Origin of the sequence: Mycobacterium adipatum (assembly GCF_001644575.1) — a bacterium.
Classification (GTDB): Bacteria; Actinomycetota; Actinomycetes; order Mycobacteriales; family Mycobacteriaceae; genus Mycobacterium; species Mycobacterium adipatum.
In genome coordinates, this window is the sequence record NZ_CP015596.1 from 2,063,402 (window position 1) to 2,082,085 (window position 18,684).

Consider the following 18,684-nt stretch of genomic DNA (forward strand, 5'->3'; position numbering starts at 1 on the left):
GCCCCCTGTCGCTCGCAGCTCAGTCTATGGCCGCGGTGCGGGTGGGTACCGCGGGAGTTTCCCGCGCGGGGCCCGGTGCTACGCGGTCGGATTCGAGGCGGGGATCGAGTAGGCCGAGTGGACCGAGCGGACCTCCCGGACCCCGAGACTCGCCCCGCGGGGTTCGTATCTCGGCTCATGCGTCAACCGCGGAAAGTCGATCGGGAACTGCAGCAGGCCGGGAAAGGGACCGTCCTCGGTGACATCCTCGGTGACGTCTTTGGTGACACCGGCGTCGGCCAGGGCCGGTGGCGCGAACAGCAGCGTACCGGCAGTGATGACGGCGCCGACGGCGCCAATGATGGTCTTCTTCTTCATGTCTGGCTCCCTCTGCGGAGAAATAGCCATCTCCTCAACAGCGACTCATCGTTGACTTCTGCTGTCAGGACTCACCGTAGATCGCCGAACTGGCGGCTCACTGGGGCGTGGCGCACAGTTGACTGAAGACGATTCGCGCGCAGTTCCGTTGGGCGACAGCGGGCCTGACGCGCCCGTGCGGCTTCGGGTTCACGGGTGTGCAGCCCCGCGTTGAGCCCGGTGCTTTCGTCGTGGGCCGCAGGTCAGGGCCTGGTACGGCGACGGTCACATTCGTGCGCGTGCGGATCCCACGGATAGCGAGGTGAGGCCCAGTCCTTGGGGCGGAACGGCGTAACGAGGATGAGTGCTCCGACGGCGGCCACCGCCGCGCTGGTCATGGCGGTTCTGTTCATCTGCCTACCCCCCCGGTCAGGTGATGCCCTGCACCCCACGGGCCGTCCCCTCGGTCCCGGCGGGCGCGTTCCTAGTGCGTCACTAGTCGGCTACGGGTCATCGTACCGGAATTCGACACTGCGCCCGGCTGATTGGATTCCCGGTGACGCCGTGGGCAACCCGGCTCAGTGGGGTCGGTGCGCCTGCCGGACGCTATGGGTCATCCCGCGGGGCGCCATATGCGGAGCGCGGGTGAGGTAGTGCAGTCCGAACCGGTGATGAATCACCGTGGTGCCGGCGTCCGACGGTGTGGCCGGCGCAGCGTCGGCCTGCGCGGGCGCCGCGGCGCCGAGTACACCGGCCGTCACGGCGAGCGTGGCTGCGGCGATGGCGATGCGTTTCATGCCGGCTCCTTCTGTCACCGCCGACAGTAGGACGACATGCTGGTGGCCGGCTGTGTCCGACCGCACGGTTGCCTGGACTGCAGGCGTTGTCGGGTCGGCGAGCGGGTACCGGTCAGCCGGCAGCCGGCCCGGGTGGAGCCGGCTTGAGCGGAGCGGGACGTGGTGCCCGGAACATGGTCAGGATGTCCTGGCGTGCCGGGATCGGACCGGTCGTCTCGGCCGAACGCAGATAGCCCTCCGCCGCGGCGATGAAGGCGCCCGAGAGCACCCGACTCATCTCCGTGGTGATATGACTGCCATCCCGGTACACGAGTGTGTTGCCGATGATGCTGGGGCACGTGGTGGCATTGCAGAACAGCTCGGTGAAATCGACATAGGAGACGTTGCCGTATTTCTCGGCGACGGACCGTTCGGCGGCACGGAGTTCGGAGTCCAGCGCCTGGGTGCGCTCGAGTGCGCAGCGATCGGCGTCATCGAGGAAGCGGGCCAGGCAGATGGACGGTGTGACACCGGTCGACGGTGTGTCGGCGAGCAGGACGATGTGTGACTGCGCAGGCAGTCGGTCGATTGCCGCGGTCAGGGCGTCTCGCCACTGCTGTGCGCGATTCTCGTCGTCGCGCAGGTAGAGCTTGCCGAAGTTGCCGAGCAGCACGAGTTCCGGCGGGTCGGCTGCGAGCTTCTGCGCCACGGACTCGACCCAGGCCAGACAGCTGGTCGAGGCGATATCGGGCGGTGGTGCAGCCGGGCACCCGCTCTTGGTGTGCGACTCCAGCCGTACCTCGCCGCGCTCGGCCAGCGGTTGCAGGGCTGGATACCATTGTGCGGCATGGGAATCCCCGAACAGCACGACCCGTGCAGCCGTCGGGTCGGACCCGATGGCGCAGTCGGCGAGTTCGGTCTGTGTCAAATTGCGATGACATCCGTTGTCGTACAACACCGGCCGATCGTCGTCGGCCTCGCTGAGCTTCGGGGTCAGATTGCTGGGCACCCAACCGGTGCCCGCGGGGCTGGCGCGCAGCACCACCGGTTCGGCGGGTCGGCCGCCGTCCAACCGGGTTTGGGCCACCAACCCCGCCGCCATCGCCGTCACCACGACCGTGGCCATCGCGCCGGCGGTGACGGCCAAGGTGCGGCGCGGCCGCGCCGACGTGAGCCAGGTGATGCGCTGCCCCGGTATCTCGACGTAGGTGTAGAGCAGCCAGGCCAGCGGCACGCAGGCCAACGCCAGCGCGCTGCGCGCCCACATCGGCAGGTGTTCCATGTAGGCGCCGGCGGCGACCGGCAGCATCAGCACCGGCCAATGCACGAGATAGAGGGAGTAGGAGATATCGCCGATCCAGGTGGCCGGCCGCACACTGAGCACCGCTGCCGGGCCGCCCGGCGCGGTGCCCGCGGCGATCAGCGCGGCAGCACCCAGGACGGGGATGGCCACCGCGGACCCGGGGTAGACCGTCTTGGTCGTGAACACCACGCCGGCGCCGATGATCGCCAGTAGTCCGACCCAGCCCAGTGCCGCCGCGACGCGCGGCGCGAACAGCCTTCGCCCGTCGAGCAGTGCCAGCGCGACCAGTGCGCCGAGTCCGAACTCCCACACCCGGGCCGGCAGCAGGAAGAACGCGTCGGGTTGGGCGTAGGTGGTGGAGTACTGGCAGATGGCGAAGGACGCGACGATGATCGCCGACATCGCGATCGCCATCCTCCAGCGTGCCGTGAAGAGGCGGAACAGGATCGCCAGCAGCACCGGCCACAACAGATAGAACTGTTCCTCCACCCCCAGGGACCAGTAGTGCAGGAACAGCGATGGCGTCTTCTCGGCCAGATAGTCCGTGGCGTTGTAGGCGAACCAGAGGTTGGGGACGTAGAAGGTCGCGGCGATGGCGTCGGTGACCACATGGCCGAATTGGATCGGCGAGACCAACAGGCGGGCGGCCACCACGGTGGCGACGATGACGACGAAGGCGGCCGGCAGCAGCCGTCGGGCGCGGCGGGCGTAGAACGATCCGAAACCGATCCGGCCGTGGTCACGCAGGGATTTCAGCAGGTGCGTGCTGATCAGGAAGCCGGAGATGACAAAGAAGACGTCGACGCCGACATAGCCGCCGCCGAATCCCGGTATCTCCGCGTGGAAGAGCACGACGAGCAGCACGGCGACGGCCCGCATGCCCTGAATGTCCAGGCGCTTCTCGTTGATGCCGCACTACCTCTCTGTGTGATCGTGCGCACTGTCACGCTGACGCTGTGATCCGCGACACAAAATTGACGTCGACGTCACCATAGCGTTGCTCCGGGGCGGTTGGTACGCCGAGGTCCCATCGCGGGCCCCGCTTCGACGGGCGAGCATGGGGCCGGCCGTGCGCTTGCGGCATCGGCTTGCGGGCCGTCCGTGTGCCCGCGGTTGTCGCAGGCGGGTCGTCTGCGTGGGTGCCGGGGCGGTTTGCGGAAGGCCCACGCGGCGGTGCCCGGCAAACCGGCGGCGGTGTCGCCGGTCCTCGATACGCGCGCCCATCTGCCCCCCGGTCGCCATCCTTGCTGGGCTCATCCTAAGCGTGTGAGCGAAGCGGCGCGTGGGTTGGGCTGTGTCAATTCCTCTGCAAGAGACCAGATTTCGGCCTCGATGAATCAGATCGCTCTCGAATAACCGCACCGGGAGTAGTTTTTGGCTACCGAAGCGAGGGCAATCTCATCCCCGTCTTTCAGTGCTCGTGCATGGTCTAGGGTCAACCGAGCAAACATGCAGTCGATATCGAGCGCGAGGACACCGTCGGTGGCGCGGGTGTCGCCCAAACGGACCGCGTCGTGTAACGCACGCAACGCCACCGCGGACTGGCCGCCGCGGGTGGCGGCGCGGGCAGCCTCACGCGCGGCGGCGACCGCCGCCACGTTGTCCCGACGGGCCGCGCACGTCCAGGCCCGGGCCAGCGCCAGTTCCGGAGCGAACAACATCGATTTCAATCCGTGCCGGGATTCGGCCCGGCTCAGCGCCTTGGCGGCATCGACCGCAAGTCCCTGCTGCCCGAGTGCCTGCGCCAGCAGCATCCACGCCAGCGGTCCCCAGGAATAGCCGGTCACCGCGAGCGCCTTGGCGGATTCCCGCAACAATGGCACCGCCTCGTCGACGCAGCCACGCGCCAGCAGCACATCGGCCACCAGCAGTTGCCCGATGGCCCGAGCCGGATGCGCGTCCGACACCAACGCATGCGCCAGCTTCTCGGCACCATCGAGATCACCGTCGAGCACCAGTGCGGTGGTCTGTCCGAAGGCGGAGGTGAACCGCAGCAACCCGGGATTACCGGCGGCGATCGCCTGCGCGGCGAGACGGTCCACCGGGGCGAACCGGCCCATCCGGGCCGACGAGAGGGCCGCCGCCGATGCCGCCCACCCGATGGCCCGATGGTCGGCGTCCGGGGCCGCCAGCACGGTCTCGGCGAGTTCGAGCGCGCGTTGCGGGCTCCCGGCGTTCATGGCGAAGGTGCTCAGCAGCGCATCGATGGTGGTGGCCGAACGCAGCCGGGCGCGCGTCGAGCGCAGGAAGGCGGTCGCCCGCTCGGGCTCGTCGAGCATCCAGAACTGATTGGCCGCACGCGGCAGCGCCCACGCGATGAGGTCCGTTTCGGCCAACGCTGCCGGATCGACCTCGGCGAGGACGGCGTCGGCCTCGTGGCCGCGCCCCTGCCAGGCCAGCGCCTGGGCCAAGGTCAACCGGGCCGACAGCGCATCGCGTTCGGCCAGTGCCGCCCGGGCCAGTTCCTCGGCGGCCCCGAGGTCCGCGCGGCCCAGCGCGTCCGCGGCGGCGGCGCCGGCGGTGCTCGGCGGCTCAGACACAGCCGCAGTGTATGGCGGGCGGCCCCGCGGCCACAGCGAAACCGGCGGTAGGTTCTCAACCGTGTCCGACACCAGCTCCTGGGCCGTCTGCGTGTACTGCGCCTCCGGTCCAACCCACCCTGAACTGCTCGAACTCGCTGCCGACGTGGGTCGCGGCATCGCCGACCGGGGCTGGACGCTGGTCTCCGGCGGCGGCAACGTCTCGGCGATGGGTGCGGTGGCCGACGGCGCCCGGCAGCGCAACGGCCGCACCATCGGCGTCATTCCCAAGGCCCTGGTGCACCGGGAACTCGCCGATGTCGCCGCCGACGAGCTCGTGGTCACCGACACCATGCGCGAACGCAAACAGGTGATGGAGGACCGCGCCGACGCCTTCATCGCCCTGCCCGGTGGTATCGGCACCCTCGAAGAGTTCTTCGAGGCGTGGACCGCGGGGTACCTCGGCATGCATGACAAGCCGATCGTCATGCTCGACCCGTTCGGGCACTACGACGGTTTGCTGAATTGGCTGCGCGGGTTGGTGGACACCGGTTATGTCGGTGAACGCGCACTGGAGCGGCTGGTGCTCGTCACCGATGTTGAGACGGCTCTCAGCGCGTGTAGCCCCGATCACTAGGCTTGGTGGCCATGAGTGACGACACAACGCGCACCAGCGTCGGCCTGCTCGATATCGCCACCAAGATCCCCGGGTTGTTGCTGGATGCACCGGCGATCGTGCGGGGCGTGGTCACCGGCATGGGCGCCCGGCCCACCGCCAAGACCTCGATCGGCAAGGTCTTCCAGGACCGCGCCGCCCAGTACGGCGACCGGGTCTTCCTGAAATTCGAGGACCAGAAGATCACCTACCGGCAGGCCAACGAGACGGTCAACCGCTACGCCGCGGTACTCGCCGCCCGGGGTGTCGGCCACGGTGACGTCGTCGGGATCATGCTGCGCAACTCCCCGGACTCGGTGCTGCTGATGCTGGCCACCGTCAAATGTGGGGCCACCGCCGGCATGCTCAACTACCACCAGCGCGGCAACGTGCTGGCCCACAGCATCGGCCTGCTGAACGCCAAGGCCATCGTCGCCGAGGCCGACCTGGTGGAACCCATCACCGACAGCGGGGTGGCCACCGACGGCCTGATCACCCTCGACGAATTGCGGCAGGCCGCCACCACCGCACCCACCACCAACCCGCCGACGACGGCCGCGGTACTGGCCAAGCACAAGGCGTTCTACATCTTCACCTCGGGCACCACCGGCATGCCCAAGGCCAGCGTGATGACCCACTACCGCTGGCTGCGTGCGCTGGCCGGGTTCGGCGGCCTCGGCCTGCGCCTGAACAGCAATGACACCCTCTACTGCTGCCTGCCGCTCTATCACAACAATGCGCTGACGGTGTCGGTCGGTTCGGCCCTGAACGCGGGCGCCGCGCTCGCGCTGGGCAAGTCGTTCTCCGCGTCGCGGTTCTGGGACGACGTGATCAAACACGACGCCACCGCCTTCGTCTACATCGGCGAGATCTGCGGGTACCTGCTCAACCAGCCGCCCAAGCCGACCGATCGGGCGCACAAGGTGCGCGTGATCGTCGGCAACGGGCTGCGCCCGGCCATCTGGGACGACTTCACCACCCGCTTCGGCATCCCGCGGGTATGCGAGTTCTACGGCGCCAGCGAGGGAAACACCGCGTTCGTCAACGTGTTCAACGTGTCCAAGTCCACCGGCATCTGCCCGAGCCCGGTGGCCTTCGTCGAATACGACCTGGACACCGGGGAACCCGCTCGGGCCGCCGACGGTCGGCTGCGCAAGGTCAAGAAGGGCCAACCCGGCCTGCTGCTGTCCAAGGTCAGCAGCTTCCAGCCCTTCGACGGTTACACGGACAAGTCGGCATCGGAGAAGAAGCTGGTGCGTGACGCGTTCAAGGAGGGCGACGTCTGGTTCAACACCGGGGATCTGATGCGCGCGCAGGGCTTCGGGCACGCGGCCTTCGCGGACCGGCTCGGCGACACCTTCCGGTGGAAGGGCGAGAACGTCGCCACCACCGAGGTGGAGGCCGGGCTGTCCGGCGACAAGCAGGTCGAGGAGGCCACCGTGTTCGGGGTCGAGGTGCCCGGCGCCGGTGGTCGCGCGGGCATGGTCGCGCTGCAACTCAAGGCGGGGCAGGAGTTCGACGGAGCGGCGCTGGCGCGCACCGCCTACGCGCACCTACCCCCGTACGCGGTGCCGCTGTTCGTGCGGATCGTGCCGGAACTGGCGCACACCTCGACGTTCAAGAGCCAGAAGGTCGAACTGCGCAAACAGGGCTACGGCGAGGACGTCGGGGATCCGCTCTACGTGCTGGCCGGACGCGAGGAGGGCTACGTGCCCTTCTATCCGGAGTACGTCGACGAGGTGAAGGACGGTAAGCGCCCGAAGTCCTGAGCGACTTCGGCGTGATCGGCTGCGGTCAGCGCAACAAATCACGCCGAAATCGCTGAGCGCTAGCCTGGACAGCGTGCAGTCGACGGGCAGGGGCGAGCGAGGCGACGGGAACAAGACCTTCCTCGGCCGCCCGGTCGCCGGTGACCGGGCCATGATCATGGCGATCGTCAACCGCACGCCGGATTCCTTCTATGACCGTGGGGCCACCTTCACCGACGAGGCCGCCAAGGAGGCCGCGCACCGCAAGGTCGCCGACGGCGCGGACATCATCGATATCGGCGGGGTGAAGGCGGGCCCGGGCGAGGTTGTGGACGCCGACGAGGAGATCGCGCGGGTGGTGCCGTTCATCGAATGGCTGCGCGGTGCCTACCCCGACCAGCTGATCAGCGTGGATACCTGGCGCGCGGCGGTGGCCAAGCAGGCCTGCGCCGCCGGGGCCGACCTCATCAACGACACCTGGGCCGGTGCCGACCCCGGCCTGCCGGAGGTGGCCGCCGAGTTCGGTGCCGGTCTGGTGTGCTCACACACCGGTGGTGCGGTGCCGCGGACGCGTCCCTTTCGGGTGAACTACGGCATCACCGAACGCGGGGTGGTCGACGATGTGATCGCCGAAGTGACAGCCGCCGCCGAGCACGCCGTGTCGGTGGGGGTGGCCCGGGACGCGATCGTGATCGATCCCACCCACGATTTCGGCAAGAACACTTACCACGGCCTTAGTTTGTTGCGCCACGTGAAAGATCTTGTAAACACGGGATGGCCGGTCCTGATGGCCCTGAGTAACAAGGATTTTGTCGGGGAGACTCTGGGTGTGGGACTGACCGAACGCCTGGAGGGCACGCTGGCGGCGACGGCTTTGGCCGCCGCCGATGGCGCCGCCATGTTCCGGGTACACGAGGTCGGACCCACTCGACGCGTACTGGAAATGGTCGCGTCGATCCACGGATCGCGTCGGCCGACGCGCACGGTGAGGGGACTGGCATGACGGTGATAACAGAGCTGACACCAGAACTGACCGCAATGAACGAGACTGACGCGGTGTCAGGGCACCGCTGGATGGCAGACCACAGCTTCGGTCGCCCGTCCTGGACCGTTGAGGAGCTGATCGCCGCGAAGGCGGGCCGCACCATCTCGGTGGTGCTGCCTGCGCTCAACGAGGAAGAGACCGTCGCCTCGGTGGTGGAGACCATCACCCCGCTGCTGGGCGGGCTGGTCGACGAACTGATCGTGCTGGATTCCGGATCCACCGACGACACCGAGATCCGCGCGGTCGCCGCCGGTGCCCGCGTGGTGACCCGCGAGCAGGCGCTGCCCGAGCTGCCACCGAATCCCGGCAAAGGCGAGGTGTTGTGGCGTTCACTGGCCGCCACCACCGGTGACCTCGTGGTTTTCGTCGATTCCGATCTGATCGACCCCGACCCCATGTTCGTGCCCAAGCTGCTCGGCCCGCTGTTGACCACCGACGGCGTGCACCTGGTCAAGGGGTTCTACCGGCGTCCGCTCAAGGTCAGCGGCAGCGAGGACAAGAACGGCGGCGGTCGGGTCACCGAGCTGGTCGCGCGGCCGCTGCTGGCGGCATTGCGCCCGGAACTGACCTGCCTGCTGCAGCCGCTGGGCGGTGAGTACGCGGGCACTCGAGAGCTGCTGACCTCGATACCGTTCGCGCCCGCCTACGGCGTCGAGATCGGGCTGCTCATCGACACCTACGACCGGCTGGGGCTCGACGGTATCGCCCAGGTCAACCTGGGGGTCCGCGAGCACCGCAACCGCCCGTTGACCGAGCTGGCCGCGATGAGCCGGCAGGTCATTGCGACCCTGCTGAGCCGGTGCGGCATACCCGACTCCGGGATGGGGCTCACCCAGTTCTTCGCCGACGGTGACGACTACACGCCGCGCACCTCCACGGTGTCACTGGCCGACCGGCCCCCGATGAACACCCTGCGGCCGCGCTAGGGGGCATCCGTGTCACACCGGTAGGGCAGTATCGAGGCGTGACCCTGATACTCATGTACCTGGTGGTGCTGATCCTGGTCGGCACGGTGTTGTTTGCCCTGGGCAGCGTGCTGTTCGGGCGTGGTGAGCAGTTGCCGCCGCTCCCGCGGGCAACCACGGCAACCGTGCTGCCGGCCTCCGGCGTGACCGGTGCCGACGTCGACGAGGTCAAGTTCACCCAGACTCTGCGTGGCTACAAGACCAGCGAGGTCGACTGGGTGCTCGATCGGCTGGGTGCCGAACTGGATTCGCTGCGTGGCGAGTTGGCCGCGGTGCGTGCCGCGCACGGGCTGACCGACGCCGCGGATGGTCCCGCCGTCCACGAGCCCGCCCACGCCAGGGCCGACGAGTCGTGAGCACGCCGGCCGCCGACGACGGACGGGTCCGATGCGGTTGGGTGCCAACCGATTCCAGCCCCAACGGGGTGCTCTACCGGGACTATCACGACACCGAGTGGGGCAAGCAGTTGCGGGGCACGGTGCCATTGTTCGAGCGGGTCAGCCTGGAGGCCTTCCAGAGCGGGCTGTCCTGGCTGACGATCCTGCGTAAGCGCGACGGTTTCCGCCACGCGTTCAAGGGGTTCGACATCGAGAAGGTTGCCCGGTTCACCGACCGGGACATCGCCGCGCTGATGGAGGACACCGCGATCGTGCGCAACCGCGCAAAGATCGAGGCGACCATCAACAACGCCCGCGCGATCGCGGACCTCGACGTCGACTTCTCCGATTTGCTGTGGTCCTTTGCGCCGCCGCGGCGATCGCGTCCCGCGGCGATGTCCGAGGTTCCCGCCGTCACCGCGGAATCCACGGCGATGGCCAAGGAACTCAAACGTCGCGGATTGCGCTTCGTGGGTCCGACGACGGCGTACGCGCTGATGCAGGCCACCGGCATGGTCGACGATCACATCGCCACCTGTTGGGTGCCCGCGCCGGCGTGAGCGACATGTTTCCGGTCACGGTCCGTGCGTTTCGCCGGGTCTTTTCACACTGCGGCGCCGCGATAGGGAACAATAGGTTTAGTTCAGTACCAATTCTGTGCCGGTTGACGCCGGCTTGATCGGGTCCGTTCAGTGCGGGCCGGCTCATGCGGAGGGAGCACACGATGGCGGCGATGAAGCCCCGGACCGGTGACGGTCCATTGGAAGCGACCAAAGAGGGGCGCGGCATCGTGATGCGGGTACCACTGGAAGGCGGAGGGCGGCTCGTGGTCGAGCTCACCCCCGATGAGGCCGCCGCGCTCGGCGAAGAACTCAAGAACGTGACGAGTAGCTAGCTCGTCACCAGGTTGTATATCTGAAGGGTCTCCTCGGCGATACGCGCCCAGGAGAACTCTTCGATACAGCGTTGCCGCCCCGCGGCACCGTAGCGGCGGGCGCGTTCGGGCTCGGCGACCAGCGCGTTGACCGCGTCGGCCAGCCCCGACTCGAAGGCGACCGAGTCGTGGGCGTCGTAGTGCACGAGGAGTCCGGTTTCGTGGTCGGCGACCACCTCGGGTATGCCGCCCACATCGGAGGCGACCACCGCCGTCGAACAGGCCATCGCCTCGAGGTTCACGATGCCCAGCGGTTCGTAGACCGATGGGCAAACGAAAACCGTTGATGCCGACAAGATCTCGCGAATCTTGCCGATCGCCAGCATCTCTCGTACCCAGAACACACCGGACCGGGCGGCGGCCAGTTCCTGCACCGCCGCGCTGACCTCGGCGGCGATCTCCGGGGTGTCCGGGGCGCCGGCACACAGCACCAATTGGATGTCGGGGGCGAACCGGTGCGCCGCGGCGACCAGGTGCGCGACACCCTTCTGCCGGGTGATCCGGCCCACGAACGCGACGATCGGCCGGTTCAGGTCCACACCGAGCTCGGCCAGTACCGAACCCTGCGGCTCGGGTGGGGCCGGGAACCACACCGACGTGTCGATCCCGTTGCGCACCACATGCACCCGGGCGGGATCCAGCGCCGGATAGGTGGCCAGCACGTCGCTGCGCATCCCGGAGCTGACGGCGATCACCGCGGCGGCAGCTTCCACGGCCGTGCGTTCCACCCACGACGACACCCGGTACCCGCCGCCGAGCTGCTCGGCCTTCCACGGCCGCATCGGCTCCAGCGAGTGGGCCGTGAGGACATGGGGGATGCCGTGCAACAGCGACGCCAGATGGCCGGCCATCCCGGTGTACCAGGTGTGCGAATGCGCCACGGTCGCGCCGGCGGCCGAGTTGGCCATCACCAGGTCGGCCGACAACGTCGACAGCGCCGGGTTCGCGGACGCCAACGCGGGGTCGGGCGCGGCGACGATCGCGGTGTCCCGTGGCGCACCCATGCAGTGCACCTCGACCTCGCACAATCGTCGAAGTTGCGCGACGAGTTCGGTCACGTGCACGCCGGCTCCGCCGTACACCTCCGGCGGATACTCCCGAGACATCATCGCCACCCGCATGGTGTGCACCGTATCCGGCGAAACATCGCCGCGCACCCCTCATCCAGATCGCGAATCATGATCGGGTCCGCCGGCGCCCAAACTCCTTGACATGCAGCCATCGATCGGGGCGATTGGCTAGCCGCACTGCGGGCGGACCGATAGGTTGGCAGCATGAGGGAAGCGCCACATGTGCTGGGTATCGTCCTGGCTGGGGGGGAGGGTAAGCGCCTTTACCCATTGACGGCGGACCGGGCGAAGCCGGCGGTGCCATTCGGCGGCGGCTACCGGTTGATCGACTTCGTTTTGTCGAACCTCGTCAATGCCCGGTTCCTGCGGATCTGCGTTCTCACGCAATACAAGTCGCATTCGCTGGACCGGCACATCTCGCAGAACTGGCGGCTGTCGGGCCTGGCGGGGGAGTACATCACCCCGGTGCCTGCGCAGCAACGGCTCGGACCGCGGTGGTACACCGGATCCGCGGACGCCATCTACCAGTCGATGAACCTCATCTACGACGAGGACCCGGACTACATCGTCATCTTCGGCGCCGATCACGTGTACCGGATGGACCCCGAGCAGATGTTGGCCCATCACATCGAGAGCGGCGCGGGGGCGACGGTGGCCGGCATCCGGGTGCCGCGGGCCGAGGCGTCGGCCTTCGGTTGCATCGACGCCGACGAATCCGGCCGGATCCGGGGCTGGGTGGAGAAGCCGGCCGACCCGCCCGGCACGCCCGATGACCCCGAGCAGACCTTCGCCTCGATGGGCAACTACATCTTCACCACCAAGGTGCTGATCGACGCCATCAAGGCCGACGCCGACGAGGACCATTCCGACCACGACATGGGCGGCGACATCATCCCGCGCTTGGTGGCCGACGGAATGGCCGGCGTCTACGACTTCGATGACAACGAGGTGCCCGGCGCCACCGAACGCGATCACGGCTACTGGCGCGATGTCGGCACCCTGGACGCGTTCTACGACGCGCACATGGATCTGGTGTCGGTGCACCCGGTGTTCAACCTGTACAACAAGCGCTGGCCGATCCGCGGTGGCTCGGAGAACCTGGCGCCGGCGAAGTTCGTCAACGGCGGCTCGGCACAGGAGTCCGTGGTGGGCGCCGGCAGCATCATCTCGGCCGCCTCGGTGCGAAACTCGGTGCTGTCGTCCAACGTGAGCATCGACGACGGCGCGATCGTCGAGGGCAGCGTGTTGATGCCCGGGGTGCGCATCGGACGCGGTGCCGTGGTGCGCCGGGCGATCCTCGACAAGAACGTGGTGGTCGGGCCCGGCGAGATGGTCGGCGTCGACCTGGACAAGGACCGGGAACGGTTCTCCATCAGCTCCGGCGGCGTGGTCGCCGTCGGCAAGGGCGTCTGGATCTAGGGGGCCGCGGCCCTGCGGCGCCGGCGCCACCGCCACACCCGGACCGCCGCGAACGCGACGGCCGCCAGTGCGACGAGGACCAGCGCCGGCAGCAGTATCGAGACGAAGACCAGCCCGACACTGGTGACGTCCTCGGCGGTGCTCAGCACCGGGGCCGCCATCCCGGCGGATCCGATATTGGCCACCGGCCGCACGGCGGACTTGGTCAGCGACACCACCAGTGCGGTGAGGATGCCGATCACCACCGCGATCCACTGACCCGATGACGCGAAGGCGCCCGGGTCGGTGACGGCCGCGGTCTGGGCGGCGGTGCCGGACCCGAAGACGATGCCGCCGGCGGTCGGCCGGACGAACGTCTGGACCGCGTCATTGACCGTGTCCAGGGCGGGGATCTTGTCGGCGACGATCTCGATGATCAACAACACCCCGACGATGAGCATCACCCAGCCGTTCTCCAGCCACGCCCAGCTCGTGGGCAGCGCCACCAGATCGGTGAAACGCGACAACACGCCGAGCGCCAGCAGCGGGATGTAGGCGTTGAGCCCCGCCGCGGTGGCCAACCCGAAACCGGTGAGCAGCTCCATGGATTCAGTATGTGGCCGCAGCGGTCGGGAACGGATCAGTTCGGGCGGCGGGTGTTCTTGGAGGTGGCGCGGGACGGCTTGTCGTGGCGGGGGACCGCGGGCAGATCCTTGATCTTGCGTCCCTTACCCGCCACGGTGGCCAGCGATCGGCGGCACCGGGGGCAGATCGGTTTGCCCTCGATATCGACCGTCCAACTCTTCCCGCTACCGGGGCATGCCTTGTCGGTCATGGACTGCACTGTAGCCACCGCCGCCGCTCACCACAGGTAGGGCACCAACCGGTAGCGCACCCTCGTCATGTATTCGGGGTAGCCGACCAGTTCCTCGCTCAGCATCCGTTCCTCGTCGCGGATGCGCGCGACGATCACCGGGGCCGAGGCGAGCACGCCGAGCAGGCCCCACCACGAATCCAGGGCCAGCGGGGTGCCGAGCATCATGACGGCCGCGCCGGTGTACATCGGGTGGCGCACCCAGCCGTAGAGCCCGGTGTCGGCCAGCGGCTGCCCGGCTTCGACCCGGACGGTGGCCGCCGCATAGTTGTTCTGCACGATGACGAGCTGGGTCACGCCGAGGCCGGCCGCGACCAGCAGATCCCCGGCAATCACCAGCCACACCGGCACCTGCGACCACCCGAACCGGTGGTCGAGCGCCGACAGCACGAACGTCACGACCACCAACGTGAGCGTGAGGGTCATGATGATCCGTTGCGCGGGACGGGTTTCCGCGGTGGGACCGGCCTTCATGCGGCGCGCCAGGGCGTCCGGGTAGCGGGCCGCCAGGTAGGCGCTCCCCACGCCGGTCGTCGCGACGAACACCGCGAGGAAGACCCAGGCCTGCCAATAGTCGAAGGTGCCTGCCGGCCAGAACAATACGGCGAGGAAGAAGACGAGCCCGGTGACGGTCTGCGCGACGAGTTTCATCCCATGTCCCGTGTTCGATAGATCGAGCCGGCCAGCAGCGTGGCGGCGGCCGCGACGGCGAGCATCGCGACGAGGGCGGTGACCGGGAAATCGGCCGGGGCCGTGGTCTGCCCGATCGGTGAGGCATCCAGCAGCCACTGCGGCAGGCGCAGCAGCGCACCGAGATACAGCGAGGTCACCACGAATGCCACGGCGAGCCACCCGATCCAGGTCCGGCGCAACGCGACGGCGAATGCCGCGACCCCCGCCAGGACCGCCATGGCGGGCAGGAAGGTCAGCGCGGCGCCGGTCAGCCGCCAGGCGGTGGCCGGTTCGCCGACGGTGATCCCGGCGCCCAGGCCGTTGCCCAGTCCCGCGCAGAACAGCAACGCAGCCGCCCCGGTCAACGCCGCCGCGACCGAGGTCAGCAGCCACCGCCAGCGCGACACCGCGGCGGCCAGCACCTGCTCGGACAGTCCGGACTGCTCGTCGCTGAACGTTCGCACGACGGCGGCCACCACGTAGGCACCGACAGCGGCGGCCAGGAACTGCGACATGGTGGTGTACACACCATCGGTGCCCGACACCGCGAGCACCCGCGCGAGCAGTTCGTTGTGCTCCGCTGCGCCCAGCAGCGATGTCGTCATCGACCCGAATGCCAGGCCCGCCACGAAGAGCCCGATGCCCCAGCCGAGCAGCTGGCCGCGTTGCAGCATCAGGTGCAGGGCGAACACGTTGGGAATCGGGCGCGCATCGCGACGTCGGTCGCCGGAACCGATGATGCCGTCGTCGTACTGGCGCCGAGACTCCAGTACCGCGGCGGTCACCACCAGCGCCGCGGTGAGCCCGATCAGCATGAGCAGCGGCCACCAGCGCAGCTCCACGAAGGACCGCATCTGCTGCGCCCAGGCGATGGGGGACAACCAGCTCACCAGGCTGCCGGAGTTGTCGATGACATCACCGATGCCGCGTACCAACGCTGCCACGGCGAGCGCACCCAACGCAGCGCCCGTGGCGGTGCGTGCCTGGCGCCACAGCTGGGCGGTGACGGCCGCCAGCGCACCGAAAACCACTGCCACGGCGGTGATGCCGAGACTCAAGGCGGCGCTGTCGGCGATCCCGAAACCGTTGGCGACGAGCGCTGCTGTCACGGTGCCGGCAAGAAGGGCGTTGACGCCGCCGACCAGGATCAATGCTGCGGCGGTGCGGGCGTGCCGGCCGACCACCGAGGACAGCACGAGTTCGGCTGCGCCGCTTTCCTCATCGCGCCGGGTATGCCTGATGACGGTGAGAACGGCCAGGATCGAGGCGGCCACGATCATCGACAGCATCAGTTCGTTGGCGATCATGGCACCCAGGGCCGTCTCGTCGCGTCCGAACATCGGCCCGCCCATGATGATCCCCGCCGGGGTCTGCATCAGCTCGACGCGGGTCCGCCGCTGTTCCTCGGCGGGGTAGGCCAGCTCGAGCGCACCCGGGGTGTAGGCCATCATCAGGGTGAGCAGGGTGAGCCAGATCGCCAGTCGAATACGGTCGCGGCGCAGTGCAAGTCGCAGTGCCGCGGTGGTCCCGGTGAGTGCGGATTCCGCCGCCGGCGCCCGATGCCGGGTGGCTGCGACGGCGGTGCCCACCTAGCTCACCCCCTGATACTCGCGCAGGAACAGGTCTTCCAGCGATGCCGGCGCCACCGCGAGTTCGTCGATGCCGAGCGCGGCGAGACGGTCCATGGTGATGTCGAGATCTGCGCGGTCCACCGAGAAGCTGATCTGTCCGTCCTGGATGGCGAAATCATGGAGGAACGCCAACTCGCGCAACCGGTTTCCGTCGCCCCGAGTGCGAGCGGTGATGGTGTTGCGCATCAGGTCGCGCAGCTCGCTGAGGGTGCCCGTCCGTACGGTACGCCCGGCCCGGATGATGGTGACGTTATCGCAGAGCTTTTCGACCTCGGCGAGGATGTGGCTGGACAGCAGCACCGCCGCGCCGCGGCCGGCGACGTCGGTGACGCACCGCTGAAAGTTCCGCTCCATCAGGGGGTCCAGTCCCGACGTCGGTTCGTCGAGGATGTACAACTCGGCGTCGGTGCTGAACGCGGAGACGATGGCGACCTTCTGCCGATTGCCCTTGGAGTATGTGCGGGCGGGCTTGTGCGGGTCCAGCTCGAAACGTTCGATGAGTTCATTACGGCGCCGGTTGTCGACCGTGCCGCCACGCAGGCGGGCCAGAAAGTCGATGGCTTGACCACCGGTGAGATTCGGCCACAACGTGACATCGCCCGGCACGTAGGCGATCCGGCGGTGCAACGCGACGGCGTCGCGCCACGGATCGCCACCCAGGAGTCGCACCGCGCCGCTGTCCGCGCGCAGCAGGCCGAGCAGGATCCGGATGGTCGTCGACTTGCCCGCCCCGTTCGGTCCGAGAAAGCCGGTGACGTCTCCGGGGGCGACGCTCAGGTCGAGTCCGTCCAGCGCCCTGCTTCGGCCGAAGCTCTTTGTCAGACCTTCGATCTGGACTGCCTGTGTCATCACTTTTCGTCCTCCTCGGCGAGACCCTGCTCGCGCTGGGCGGCGAACGCGTCGTACATCGTGGAATCGGCCATCAGGCCGTTGGTGTAGACCTCAAGGGCGGGGAGCACCATCTCCGCGGCGTAATCGCGCAGCACCGCACGCACATCGGTGGGATTGTCGTGCAACTGCAGGTAGAGCAGGAAGGCCCCGCCCCCGCTCAACCCGAGAAACCTGGCCCGCGCCCCGGGGTCCCGGCTCGGCTTGACGGTGCCGGCTCGCACGCCGGCCTCGAGGTACTCCTCGGTGTTGTCCAGCATCCTGTGCCACAGGGCTTTGGCGAGATCGCTGCCGGACTGCATGCTGCGCACCAGGTAGGCCATCATCGGCGCGTAGTCCTCGATCTCGGCCATCTGGGCAAACCATGTCGCAGGATCCGAGGACTGGATGGACTCGGATTTCGAGCTGCGGATCTCCTCGATGATGTGGTCGTCACACGCCCTGCGCAGCGCATCCTTGGAGCCGAAGTGATGGATCACCAGGCCCGCGCTCACCCTGGCGGCCGCGGCGATCGCCCGCACGCTGGTGCCGAACCCGTGTTCGCCGAACTGCTGGATCGCGGCGTCGCGGATCCGCGCGGTGGTCGTCAGATCGTCGCTTGAACGCACGTTTAGTACGTTAAACACTCGTTCAGTCGAGCGTCAAGGGGTGAGCCCGTCAAGAACTCGTCAAGAACCCGGGCGGGCGGCCCGGTCAGTCGCGCGCGGCCGCGAGCAGACCGTCACCCAACGGGATCAGTACCGGGGTGAAGCGCTCGTCCTCGGCGATCAGCCGCGCCGCCTCGCGCACCGCGGCGACCTCGGCATCGTTGGCCGAGGCATCCCCGGCGCGGCCGCCGAGTGCGGCACGATGCACGACGATCGCACCGCCCGGTCGCAGCAACCGCACCCCTTCGGCGACGTACTGCGGCTGATCGGCCGGCGCGGCGTCGACGAACACCAGGTCATAGGACTCGTCGGCCAGCCTGGTCAGCACTTCCTGCGCGCGGCCGCTGATCAGCCGGGTGCGGGACGGGCCGACACCGGCCTCGGCGAACGCCTGCTTGGCCAACCGCTGGTGCTCGGGTTCGACGTCGATCGTCGTCAGCACACCGTCCTCGCGCATGCCCGCCAGCAGCCACAACCCGCTCACTCCCGCTCCGGTACCGACCTCGACCACGGCTTTCGCTCCGGTGAGGCGGGCCAGCACGCTCAGCAGCGCGCCCACCGCCGGGGTCACCGCGCCGGCGCCACTGTCCACCGCGCGTTCGCGTGCGGCGGCCGTCACCTCGTCCTCGGTGATCGATGCCTCCGCGTGCGAGACGATCGACTGGGCGGCGTCGTCGGTGCTGGCCATGCCCGCAGCGTAGAGCGAACTGCGACGGTCCGGCCCCCGACACGCCCGCCCCTGACACGAGAATCACACCCGATTTCAGGCGGTTTTACCTGGTCGAACGGTGGGTACTCCGCATTCTCAGGAATTGTTCAGTTTGCTCATATGCCAGGCACACCCCG

At 68.3% G+C, this 18,684-nt stretch carries 20 protein-coding genes and 1 pseudogene; 8 read left to right on the forward strand and 13 right to left on the reverse strand.

Annotated elements, in window-relative coordinates:
• Nucleotides 1–78: 78 nt before the first annotated feature.
• The 5 genes and pseudogenes from A7U43_RS09880 to A7U43_RS09895 all read right to left on the reverse strand — a co-directional run.
• Nucleotides 79–357 (reverse strand): hypothetical protein, encoded by a 279-nt coding sequence (locus A7U43_RS09880; RefSeq protein ID WP_067994170.1) that lies wholly within the window; start codon nt 355–357, stop codon nt 79–81.
• A 242-nt stretch (nt 358–599) separates the two neighbouring features.
• Nucleotides 600–749: a hypothetical protein gene (locus A7U43_RS29650; RefSeq protein WP_156525875.1), complete on the reverse strand. Its 150-nt coding sequence runs from the start codon at nt 747–749 to the stop codon at nt 600–602.
• A gap of 165 nt (nt 750–914) precedes the next feature.
• On the reverse strand, nt 915–1,133 hold the full coding sequence (locus A7U43_RS09885) for a hypothetical protein (protein WP_156525876.1): 219 nt from the start codon (nt 1,131–1,133) through the stop codon (nt 915–917).
• Nucleotides 1,134–1,245: 112 nt separating this feature from the next.
• Nucleotides 1,246–3,294 carry an acyltransferase family protein gene (locus A7U43_RS09890; protein ID WP_067994176.1) on the reverse strand — a complete coding sequence of 683 codons (2,049 nt, stop codon included), beginning with the start codon at nt 3,292–3,294 and terminating at the stop codon, nt 1,246–1,248.
• Between the two features lie 458 nt (nt 3,295–3,752).
• Nucleotides 3,753–4,949: pseudogene (locus A7U43_RS09895) on the reverse strand (AAA family ATPase); the annotation flags it as partial.
• Nucleotides 4,950–5,016: 67 nt separating this feature from the next.
• Here A7U43_RS09895 and A7U43_RS09900 point away from each other — a divergent pair.
• From A7U43_RS09900 to A7U43_RS09930, 7 genes are all read left to right on the forward strand, one after another.
• Nucleotides 5,017–5,571 carry an LOG family protein gene (locus tag A7U43_RS09900; RefSeq protein ID WP_067994181.1) on the forward strand — a complete coding sequence of 185 codons (555 nt, stop codon included), beginning with the start codon at nt 5,017–5,019 and terminating at the stop codon, nt 5,569–5,571.
• An 11-nt stretch (nt 5,572–5,582) separates the two neighbouring features.
• The gene (gene fadD6, locus A7U43_RS09905; RefSeq protein WP_067994183.1) at nt 5,583–7,358 is read left to right on the forward strand and encodes a long-chain-acyl-CoA synthetase FadD6; all 1,776 of its coding nucleotides are present in this window, start codon (nt 5,583–5,585) and stop codon (nt 7,356–7,358) included.
• 151 nt (nt 7,359–7,509) lie between these two features.
• Entirely contained in the window at nt 7,510–8,340 is an 831-nt protein-coding gene (folP, locus tag A7U43_RS09910) for a dihydropteroate synthase (RefSeq protein WP_068002334.1), read from the forward strand.
• 35 nt (nt 8,341–8,375) lie between these two features.
• Nucleotides 8,376–9,308 carry a glucosyl-3-phosphoglycerate synthase gene (locus A7U43_RS09915; RefSeq protein WP_156525877.1) on the forward strand — a complete coding sequence of 311 codons (933 nt, stop codon included), beginning with the start codon at nt 8,376–8,378 and terminating at the stop codon, nt 9,306–9,308.
• A 38-nt stretch (nt 9,309–9,346) separates the two neighbouring features.
• Nucleotides 9,347–9,703: a DivIVA domain-containing protein gene (locus A7U43_RS09920; RefSeq protein WP_067994186.1), complete on the forward strand. Its 357-nt coding sequence runs from the start codon at nt 9,347–9,349 to the stop codon at nt 9,701–9,703.
• 41 nt (nt 9,704–9,744) lie between these two features.
• Nucleotides 9,745–10,284, forward strand: a complete 540-nt coding sequence (locus A7U43_RS09925) for a DNA-3-methyladenine glycosylase I (protein ID WP_269465789.1) — start codon at nt 9,745–9,747, stop codon at nt 10,282–10,284.
• Between the two features lie 164 nt (nt 10,285–10,448).
• Nucleotides 10,449–10,619, forward strand: a complete 171-nt coding sequence (locus tag A7U43_RS09930) for a DUF3117 domain-containing protein (RefSeq protein ID WP_068002337.1) — start codon at nt 10,449–10,451, stop codon at nt 10,617–10,619.
• On the opposite strand, the gene glgA is transcribed toward A7U43_RS09930, so the two are convergent.
• A complete protein-coding gene (glgA, locus tag A7U43_RS09935; protein ID WP_068002339.1) occupies nt 10,616–11,779 on the reverse strand; it encodes a glycogen synthase in 1,164 nt (387 codons plus the stop codon). The genes A7U43_RS09930 and glgA overlap by 4 nt on opposite strands.
• Before the next feature lie 153 nt (nt 11,780–11,932).
• On the opposite strand from glgA, the gene glgC reads away from it, so the two are divergent.
• Nucleotides 11,933–13,147: a glucose-1-phosphate adenylyltransferase gene (gene glgC, locus A7U43_RS09940; RefSeq protein ID WP_067994190.1), complete on the forward strand. Its 1,215-nt coding sequence runs from the start codon at nt 11,933–11,935 to the stop codon at nt 13,145–13,147.
• Here the strand turns inward: glgC and A7U43_RS09945 are convergent.
• The 7 genes from A7U43_RS09945 to A7U43_RS09975 form a co-directional block, all read right to left on the reverse strand.
• Nucleotides 13,144–13,731, reverse strand: coding sequence for a DUF4126 domain-containing protein (locus A7U43_RS09945; RefSeq protein WP_067994192.1), 588 nt, complete (start codon nt 13,729–13,731; stop codon nt 13,144–13,146). The two genes, glgC and A7U43_RS09945, sit on opposite strands and share 4 nt — an antisense overlap.
• 35 nt (nt 13,732–13,766) lie before the next feature.
• A complete protein-coding gene (locus A7U43_RS09950; RefSeq protein ID WP_156525878.1) occupies nt 13,767–13,961 on the reverse strand; it encodes a hypothetical protein in 195 nt (64 codons plus the stop codon).
• Nucleotides 13,962–13,988: 27 nt separating this feature from the next.
• Complete coding sequence (locus tag A7U43_RS09955; RefSeq protein WP_067994198.1) at nt 13,989–14,651, reverse strand: methyltransferase family protein; 663 nt, start codon at nt 14,649–14,651, stop codon at nt 13,989–13,991.
• Nucleotides 14,648–16,261, reverse strand: a complete 1,614-nt coding sequence (locus tag A7U43_RS09960) for an ABC transporter permease (protein ID WP_197499988.1) — start codon at nt 16,259–16,261, stop codon at nt 14,648–14,650. The genes A7U43_RS09955 and A7U43_RS09960 overlap by 4 nt, the downstream gene beginning before the upstream one ends.
• On the reverse strand, nt 16,262–17,152 hold the full coding sequence (locus A7U43_RS09965; protein ID WP_067994201.1) for an ABC transporter ATP-binding protein: 891 nt from the start codon (nt 17,150–17,152) through the stop codon (nt 16,262–16,264).
• On the reverse strand, nt 17,152–17,799 hold the full coding sequence (locus tag A7U43_RS09970) for a TetR/AcrR family transcriptional regulator (RefSeq protein ID WP_067994204.1): 648 nt from the start codon (nt 17,797–17,799) through the stop codon (nt 17,152–17,154). Before A7U43_RS09970 ends, A7U43_RS09965 begins: the two co-directional genes overlap by 1 nt.
• Before the next feature lie 85 nt (nt 17,800–17,884).
• The gene (locus A7U43_RS09975; protein ID WP_067994207.1) at nt 17,885–18,526 is read right to left on the reverse strand and encodes an O-methyltransferase; all 642 of its coding nucleotides are present in this window, start codon (nt 18,524–18,526) and stop codon (nt 17,885–17,887) included.
• Between the last annotated feature and the right edge of the window lie 158 nt (nt 18,527–18,684).